Source organism: Myxococcus xanthus (assembly GCF_013116825.1).
Lineage (GTDB): Bacteria > Myxococcota > Myxococcia > Myxococcales > Myxococcaceae > Myxococcus > Myxococcus xanthus_B.
Window position 1 is genome coordinate 20,233 of sequence record NZ_JABFNS010000115.1, and the last position, 9,231, is coordinate 29,463.

Here is a 9,231-nt window from a genome sequence, read left to right on the forward strand (position 1 = left end):
GATAGGCTTGGTCTCGCCCCCTCCCCGTCCGTTGCGCCCCCCGTGGAGCGCGCCCCAGTCTACGGACGCGCCCCCGTGGGCTACTCGGCGGATCTCAGCCGCATCCTCGCCCTCCCCCGGCGTGACCTCGCCACCGCGTACTCGGAGACGGATGTCGAAGCCCTGGAGGCCCAACTGCGCGCACCACCAGGGCCCTGCGGCTGCGTGGCGATGTCCCCTCCCCGCACGTGCCCTACGCGACTGCGGCGGGTGCAAGCCCAGGCGCTACTGGAGGCATCGCGCGTCGGTGGAATCCTCGGCCCCATTGGCACGGGACACGGCAAGGAGCTGACCACCTTCCTCATGCCCATGGTGATGCCGAGCTGCCGTGTGGCGGTGCTCTTCATCCCCGCCAACCTGCTGCCGCAATTCGAGGCTGAATGGGGCTACTACGGCGCGCATTGGCGCCTGCCCAATCTTGCGGGAGGCCGCTGGTTCCGCGCGGGGCTGCCAGTGCTCCACGTAGTCACATACAACAAGCTCTCCAACCAGGAGGCCACGGACCTCCTGGAGCGCATACGCCCGGACCTAGTCATCCTCAACGAGGCCCACAACCTCAAGGACCCGAGGTCCGCGCGCACGGGCCGCTTCCTCCGTTACTTCGAGAAGCATCCACGGACACGCCTCGTAGCGCTCTCCGGAACCTTTGCCTCGAAGAGCATCAAGGATTACGCGCATCTGTCGCGGCTCGCGCTCGGTGAGGGCTCGCCCCTGCCTCTGGCCCACCACGTCGTGGAGGAGTGGGGAACTGCCCTGGACCCGGGCAAGGTGGTGGCCCCTCCTGGCGCGATGGATCGGTTGTGCGAGCCAGGAGAGCACGTGCGCGAGGGCTTCCAACGCCGCCGCAACGCGACACGGGGCGTGGTGGCTACGGAAGAAAGCGCCCTGGACAAGCAGCTCATCATCCGCCCGCGCTACCCGGGCCCCGTTCCCGCGCAACTCCTCGCCCTCATCGAGTTCGCGCACGCGGGCGAGCGCCCGGACGGGGAGCAGTTCCAGGAGCAACTCCAAGCCGTGGCATGCGCCCGCCAACTGTCAGCAGGATTCTACCATCGATGGCGCTACCCACGAGGCGAGCCTCCGGAGCTAATTGAGCAGTGGTTCGCGCGGCGCAAGGCCTGGAACAAGGAAGTCTGGGAGGAACTCAAGGGGAAGCGCCGCGAGCACCTGGATTCGCCGGGGCTACTCACCAAGGCAGCCATCCGCGCGCACATGACGCCGCCCTATGAGGGCGACAAGCCCGTGTGGCACGCGGGGACATGGTCGGAGTGGTCAGAGATTCATAACGCCGTGCAACCAGAGCCCCAAGCCGTTTGGATGTCAGACTTTCTCGTGATGGACGCGGCAGAGTGGGCGCGCTCGCGAGTGGGAATCGTCTGGGTCGAGTACCCGGAGATGGGCGAGCGCATCGCAAAAGCAGCGGGGGTGCCGTTCTACGGTGGGGGCAAGACTGCGTCCGAGGCCATCCTCCGGGAGACGGGAAGTCGCACCGTCGTGGCGAGCATCAAAGCGCACTCAACCGGGAAGAACCTCCAGCAGTTCTCCCGAAACCTCGTAGTGACGCCTCCCTCGGACGGAGCAACGTGGGAGCAGTTCCTCGCACGGACGCATCGTCCCGGCCAACAGGCGCCATCAGTCGAGGTGGACGTGTGCATCCACACGCAGGACTACTTTAAGGCATTCGCCACTGCCAGGGAAAGGGCTCAGTTCATTCAGCAGACAGAAGGGCAGCCACAGAAACTATTGCCTTGAGGCTCATTTGCCTCCGCTCGCATCAAAGCATCACACTGCCGCAACACAGCCTCACTTACCTACCTTCCTAGGCTTAGGGGGCTTTATTCTATCCAACCCATTTCCCAAAAGGCCTGCCGCTTCATTCCCCAGACGGCTATTCTGCCCGTCGTCCCTCAACATGAGAATCATTTCATTCAGCCACTGATTCGCATTATATCCAATCACCTCTCCCGCTGACGGCCTCAAGGCAGAGAGCTCCGTCTGAAGCTTTATCTTTTCCGCAGAAGCAATCTTCAATTCATCAATAGTCTTACCTAGCTGCTTTGCAGCCAATTCGTGTTTGCTTGACAACTCTTGAATCTCCCCACTTAGCGCCTTGATGAACGACGCCATCTCATCCGCACCGCCCGCCAACCGATTAAACACATCCAGAAAACTACCAACTATTGGAGACACTGTCCCGTAAGGATATCGCACCAAGTGGTCGACCTCGCTCCATCCCTCCTCAAAGATGGTTCTAACCTGAATCTCGACAAGCAGCCGCTCCCGACTAGGGCTAGACTCAATCACATAATGAACAGATCTGTACCCGGCAGACGTCTTCTTGACCTTACATCCACGCTGCTCAAACTTCGCAATGAAGTCCGGATTGTCTCCTTCGCGCACTTTTGCCTCAGGAGATTCCGCAAGACTCCATTGACTAGCTATAAAGTCATGAACAGGGGCCCAATCGGCTTTGAAAAGATGAAGCACTCGAATTCCGACAAGATCTGTCACCAGACTGCGGTAACTGTCCTTGGAAAACACCAGATCTGGATTGTCGATCGATTTTCTGATGATTTTCTCAATCAGATGCTCGGGTTCCTTCAGGCGTGCCTTGATGGAGTGAACCCCCGCCGCCGCACCAAGCTGCTCTCGCACGTAATTAAGGGTCGGCTGAAGCTGCGGCCTTTTGATGACATAGTCGCTGAAAATATCCGACAACACATCCCATCCCAAGCGGGATTGACTAAACTTCTCTGCCGAGATGCTGTACTTCTTTAAGAACTCAGCCTGCGGACCAAGCTGCCCCTTGAACGTTATCATTTCACCCCCGACATCAATGCAATCATCCAGCACGTCAACGACATGAAGCCTTCTTCAACGAACAGGCCAATCCAAACAACACCACCCTGAAGCTAACACACGAAACGACGACATCGACATTTCGTTACCACTCAGTGCAGCAGTATCTCCCGAGTCCGTCAACTCACGCGACTGGGTGCGGTCCAACCCAGCCCATGGACTGCGCCGACACTAGCCTCCTCGGTGCAATTGCCCATCTCACTCACCCACGACTCGATAACCATCTTAGCGGGCCACTCCCAGAAACAGTCCCCATAAAGGAAGGTGAGGACGTCTCTTCGGCGTCCCGCCACTCGAACGGGAACACGGGACATGAGCAACGCAGCACTCGCACGAATCGCCACCGCCCAGGCCACCCTCGGCGCGCAGTACCTCAAGGCCGGTCGCTACCGCCTGGAAGTGCAGTCCATCCGTACCAAGGACGGCTTCAAGGGTCTGTCCGCCATCGCTGAAGTCAAGGTGATGACGTCGGAAAGGACCCAGGCCAACACCGAGCCCACGCGGCCCGGCCTCGTTGCCAGCTACGTGGAGAACGCCTCCGACGCGAAGAAGAACGGCGGCGGGCGCTTCAAGGCCTTCCTCATGGCCCTAGCCGGTGCCGAGGAGCACGAAGTCTCCCAGGACTTCATCGCCAAGTTCACCGAGGCGAATCAGGCAGGGGCCTTCCTCCTGGTGGACTGCGACGTCTTCCCCAAGACGCTCCCGGAGAAGGAAGGCAGGCCCGGCAAGGTCATCGAGGGCTACCGCTGGAGCAACGTGAGCCTCACGGACGCAGAGCTGGCCTCCATCGAGTCCAAGCGCGTCGCCGCGAAGCTCCCGCAACTCGCTGACGCCCTAGCCTGACGCATCCCGTCAGCACTGGACTTCTTGGCGCTCTCCCAAGGGCGTCACGACTGGCCCACGTCACGGGCCTTTCGGTGTTGTGCCTGTCCTCTTCAGCTTCGACACCGAGACCTATCCGATTCAGCCCGGACTCCTTGCGCCGCCCCTTGTCTGCGCCTCCATCGCCCATGAGGCACCGGGTAGCGAGCAACTCCTCTCCGCTGCCCAGTCGCGAGCGTGGTTCCGCGAGGCGCTCCGCTCGCCGGACATCCACCTGACGGGTGCCAATCTCGCCTACGACCTGGGAGTGATGTGCGCGGATGACCCGCGACTGGTGGACGCCGTCTTCACCGCCGCCGAGGCAGGCCGCTTCCATGACGTGGCCATCCGCGAGGCCCTCCTGGACATCGCTCGGGGCCTCCACGGAGTGGACCCGATGACAGGCCGCCCGCTTGGGGACGACGAAGGCGCACGCTACCCGCTGGCCCTCCTGGTGAAGCGACACCTGGGACTCGATATCAGCGTGGACAAGCACGCCCCAGACGCATGGCGCCTCCGCTACGGGGAGCTGGAAGATGTGCCGCAGGAGGAATGGCCCGAAGGCGCCGTGAAGTACCCTCTACGCGACGCGCGCTTCACGATGGACGTCCACCTGTCCCAGCAGCGGGACGCGTCCAGCGCCGCCAACGGCGGCAACCTCCACGCCGAAGGGGACCAAGTCCGCACTGCCCTCGCCCTCCACTTCGCATCCATCTGGGGCCTGCGCACCCACGCGGGGCGTGTCGAGGAGCTGCGCCACCGCGTCGAAGAAGAGTGGCGAGCCAACCGCGCCCGCTTCCAGGTCGCTGGCATCTTCCGGCCCAACGGAACCAAGGACTCGAAGCGCCTCGCGCATCTCGTCACCGCCGCCTACAAAGGCTCGCCGCCCGTCACCCCTCCGTCGCCCCGCTTCCCAGAGGGACAGGTAGCCACCGACAGAGACACCCTCATGGACTCGGGCGACGCGTTGCTGGAGGAATTGGGCAAGTCCAGCAAGGTGGACAAGTACCGCTCCACCTACCTGGGCAAGCTGGAGGCGGGCGTCGCGGTCCCTCTCAACCCGCGATTCAACGTCCTGGTATCCACCACGCGCGTCTCCAGCGACTACCAGCAACTTCCCCAGCGAGGAGGCGTCCGCGAGTGCCACGAGGCCCGCCCCGGCTACGTGTTCTGCTCCGTCGATTATGCGGGCCTCGAGCTGCGCACCATGGCCCAGCGCGCCATTTGGGAAGTTGGTTACTCGCACATGGCCGAGGCACTGCTGGCCAAGGAGGACGTCCACACCTCCGCTGCGGCCACCTTTCTGGGGGAGAGCTACACGTCCCTCCTGCCGCGCGTGAAGGCAAAGGAAGCCACAGCCACGTCCTTCCGCTCCCTCGCCAAGATTTTCAACTTCGGAAAGGGAGGAGGACTCGGAGCGGGCGGAATGGCGTACCACGCACGCGCCAAGGACGGCGTCCGGTTCTGTCTCCTCGCCAAGGTAACGGACACGTGCGGCGTGGAACGCGTCCCGGTGCGCGTCCAGGGCAAGGTCAAGATGGTCTGCGCCGCATGCGTCGAGGTGTCCCGGCGCTACGGAGACAGGTGGCTGGACGCATGGCCTGAGCAACGCACGCTCTTCGCCCGCGCAAGCGCCCTCACCCGTCACGGCCAGTTCGTGGACGTCATGATTCCTGGCGCCAACATCCTCCGGGGTGGATGCGGCTACACCCAGTGGCTCAACACGCCATTCCAGGGACTCGGAGCAGTGGGCGCCAAGCTGGCCACATGGCGTGTGTCGCGGGAGATGTACGCGGACCGTCGCTCACCACTCTGGGGCTCGCGTCTCGTCCTCATGGTGCATGACGAGTTGGTGGCGGAGCTGCGCGCAGACTGCCCCAACCGGCTCCACGATGCCGCCGAGCGCATGGCGGAGCTCATGCGGCAGGCCATGCGCGAGGTGACGCCGGACCTGGCGGGCGCCATTGAAGCCGAGCCTGCCCTGTCGCGGGTGCTCTCGAAGGACGCAACGCCTGTGAAGGACATCCAAGGACGCCTACTAGTGTGGTAAAGCACGACAAACGACACCCAAACCCACTAAAACCCACCGCCCAAGAACCTCCTTGCATCCGAGCCTATCTCCCCCACGAGACTGTCAGGAAACTCGACGCCCCTCGTCGGTCTTCTGTTCGGCCAAATTCATGTACAAGGACATGAAAGCAGATCTCCTATGCGTAAAGCCGTCTTTAATCTGGAATTCCCCTCCTGGACCAACGAGTTCACTCTTCACGGCCATCGATTCTATCGAGTCAAAACCTACGAAGAGCGAATCAAGGAACTCCAACACCTAACGAACATTCATTCAGAATTCTCAATCCAACGCAACTCCGGACAAAACGCACACACCGCATACGTCGACCTTCCCTCCACCGAGAACCCCGCCTTATTGCTTCCAAGCACTGGCGCAACGTCTCTGGACGATCTCACACTACTCCTCTCACTCTTTACAGGCCGAAACGTATTCACGATTGACGAACCGCTCTCCGAAACGCTGAAAGACGCCGTAATAGTATCGGATCCGAGCCTCTCCAGAAGCCTAGGAACTCTCCGCAGCTCAATACGATACGAAAGAGATCTCACCACCGCAAACACTACGCCTGGAGATGCAGGTTTCGCAAAGGGACTAAACAGCATCTATTCCTTGATTCAATCGGCCCCATGGAGACAAGAGTACGGCCCCGGCTATTTTCTGATCCTAGCTAAGCACGCCCTCTTGCCAAACCATCCACATTCAATAGCGTTCACACTCTGCTGGACCATCTGGGAGCATATCCATGGGCTACTAACGCGACGCCATAATCAGCACAACAGAGGAAGGCGCAGCGAACGACTCCAAAGCAGAGGAAGCTCGCAAAGCGCACCAACGTCGATTGAGAAAATTCAGTTTCTGCTCAATCGATATTCTTTAAAAGGCGGGACCCCTGGCGATGGGAGGCGGATTCGAGCTCTTGCCAATATTCGAAACACCCTCGTCCACGAGGGTCATTTCCCTAAATACGACTCCGTCATGAAGGACGCATTCCTCTTCATCGATCTTACCCAATTCATCATTGCCACAATTCTCGGGCTCACCCCTTCCAACATTATGAATACTATCGAAAGACACGAAGAGTTTCTCAGCGCACAAACCAACAGGCCACGCAGTCCATAGGCCGTCAGACTTCGCGACCTGAAGTGCGCCAAGCAGCAGCCAAACCTACTCGGTCACGTCCGCCCCCCGAGAGACTGTTGTTCGGAGAGCCCCAGCATTGACACACATTGAAACAAAAATGGGGGCCTGCACGGGCGAATTCGATGCTTGCCAACAGCCACAAATCACATGCTCCACCGCGCGACACTGCCGCAACCTCACCCTCCTACAATACACCAATTTAGTAACGCATCGCCCCAACACACAACTCCCTCAAGTCCTTGATAGCCAAAAAGACATGGTGGACATCGTTGTTGCCCCAACATCCATGCTCGGCATTTGTCATCACGCCGAACGCAACCAAGTCGCCCCGCGGGTGCAATGTCACTTCGCAGATCGATTGAAACCCCTTGGCTTGAGTAAAAAACTCAGGCTCATCAGAAGGCGCCCAAGGCCCCATCTTTCCTAGGCTCAACCTCTCGATCAGAATCGCCGCTTCCCGTGCAGGCCGGAACGTCGAAGTGCGGAGCATTAGTGCCCGCCGCCCATTGGCATCTCGGATGTCGACATTAAAGCAGATTTTTCCAAACTCAAGCGCCAACAGAGGCTGCCCCGCAGACTCTAGATGCCGGTATTCCCGGTGGGCCTCAATCCCGGACACAATTTCCAGTTTGTCGACGTAATGCTGTGCGTGCTCAAGACGCCTGCCCAGTTCGTCGGGCAAGGGAAGCTCATTACCCGCTTCGAAATCTTCTTTAGTCCACAAAGGCAGCGACAGTTCCTGCCCGAGGATTCGATTTATAAATTTCAACTCCTGATGGAGGCACATCGACCCAAGATGCTGGACAGAGAGAACCAGCGTCCATGTACTATCGGCACTGAAACCGAGAACCCGGCTGTTCCCATCACCAAGCGGGTCCAGAATAACTGTCCTGTCGGCGACTCTCACTATTTCATCAAGCTTCAGAGGAGCTTCCGGATGCCCTTGTGCAAAGGTTCCTGGAACGAGAGTCGTGCGGCGACTCGGCGTCACGAACACTGGCGCTTGAGCTGCTGCGACCTCTAGCCTGTCAAGCTCCGACGGAGTGGCTGCAACCAAGTTATTGAGATATGCCTCAAGCTGCGGACCTGCGCGATCATGGATTTTATTGAACTCAATCCGCTTTATACTTGAGGGCTGGACGGCCTTGTCGGCGGCATACGCTTGAATGTGCTTTAAATAAAGCTCGTCATCCCCAGATCTATAACACGCAAATATAACTGGAATGTTAGAGGCCAGCCAGTACGCAATGTCGTCTTCAGATACGGGCACATAGAAGCCATGTTCATCTTCCCCACGAAAATAGGAGTCACCACTCTTGATTTGGACGCCAATGATGAAATTGAGCGGCTGACTACTTGTGGCAATCTCTATGTAGCAATCAATACCGTAGTCTTCCCGTGGTTCGGCCTGGAAAATAAAACCGTATCGTTCACAGAAATTCCGAACGGCGTCGACACCAAGATTGCCGGTAACTCTGCTTGCAGTTCGCTGCTTCAAGTGACACTCCTTGCTATCAACTGAAGAGATTTGAATGCATTGATGAACTGCGACAAGAGTACGGGAGGTGGTCTCTCTCTGGCTACCGGAGATGTGCCTGATGCCCCGGGTGCTCTCGGACTCACGCCTGCGGTGAGGCTCTTCTCGGCAATGCCCCTTGATGGCCAAGGGACTCCTCAAGCTCCATCTGCGCGGTAGCGAGCGGAAGTGACAGCCTAGCACTAGAACACTCACGGAAATCGTCCCCATTCAGGAAAGTGTGAGCACCTTTTCTCCACTTGGGCGCCCCTTCGAGCACCGAGCCACAAAGCTCGTCGCCATCGACCCTGGCCTCCGATACTGCGGCGTCGCACTGTTCGACGTACCGAGTCACGAGCCCACGGCGCTCCAGGCCGCCGGGTTGCCGCAGAATCCCGAGCCGCAGGGAGGAGAGATGACAGTGGCATCGTGGGCATCCATGGCCTTTTCGGTTCAAGACTGGCTCCGTCATCGAATGCACAACGCCCCCTTTCAACTCGTCATCGAATTACCCCGCGTCTACGCCGCCGCGCACCAGAAGGGCGACCAGAACGACCTCATCCAGTTGGCCGGTGTTGTTGGGATGATTGGAGGCATCCTGCCAGGCGTCGCCAGTCGCCCCCTGTGTCAGGGAAGTTGTCGCCTCGGCTGACCGGCCGAGCTGACCACCCCGGGGGCGAGTACAGGCAGGTAGCTGTGTCGTACACGGATGCATTCAAGGCGGAGATGGTGAAGCGGATGGTGG

Annotated in this window: 5 protein-coding genes; 3 read left to right on the forward strand and 2 right to left on the reverse strand. The window is 59.7% G+C overall.

All coding sequences use genetic code 11. The annotated features are described in order from the left end of the window. Positions 1-42 precede the first annotated feature (42 nt). Positions 43-1,791 (forward strand): DEAD/DEAH box helicase family protein, encoded by a 1,749-nt coding sequence (locus HNV26_RS27780; protein ID WP_366817022.1) that lies wholly within the window; start codon positions 43-45, stop codon positions 1,789-1,791. A gap of 51 nt (positions 1,792-1,842) precedes the next feature. Here HNV26_RS27780 and HNV26_RS27785 read toward each other — a convergent pair whose 3' ends face one another. Next, positions 1,843-2,892 carry a RelA/SpoT domain-containing protein gene (locus HNV26_RS27785; protein ID WP_171443255.1) on the reverse strand — a complete coding sequence of 350 codons (1,050 nt, stop codon included), beginning with the start codon at positions 2,890-2,892 and terminating at the stop codon, positions 1,843-1,845. A gap of 318 nt (positions 2,893-3,210) precedes the next feature. Here HNV26_RS27785 and HNV26_RS27790 point away from each other — a divergent pair, with 318 nt between their 5' ends. Together HNV26_RS27790 and HNV26_RS27795 are read left to right on the forward strand one after the other, a co-directional pair. Next, a complete protein-coding gene (locus HNV26_RS27790; protein WP_171443254.1) occupies positions 3,211-3,741 on the forward strand; it encodes a hypothetical protein in 531 nt (176 codons plus the stop codon). Positions 3,742-3,820: 79 nt separating this feature from the next. Then, entirely contained in the window at positions 3,821-5,809 is a 1,989-nt protein-coding gene (locus HNV26_RS27795; protein WP_171443253.1) for a DNA polymerase, read from the forward strand. Positions 5,810-7,169: 1,360 nt separating this feature from the next. Here HNV26_RS27795 and HNV26_RS27800 read toward each other — a convergent pair. Then, positions 7,170-8,468 carry a DUF4365 domain-containing protein gene (locus HNV26_RS27800; protein ID WP_171443252.1) on the reverse strand — a complete coding sequence of 433 codons (1,299 nt, stop codon included), beginning with the start codon at positions 8,466-8,468 and terminating at the stop codon, positions 7,170-7,172. Between the last annotated feature and the right edge of the window lie 763 nt (positions 8,469-9,231).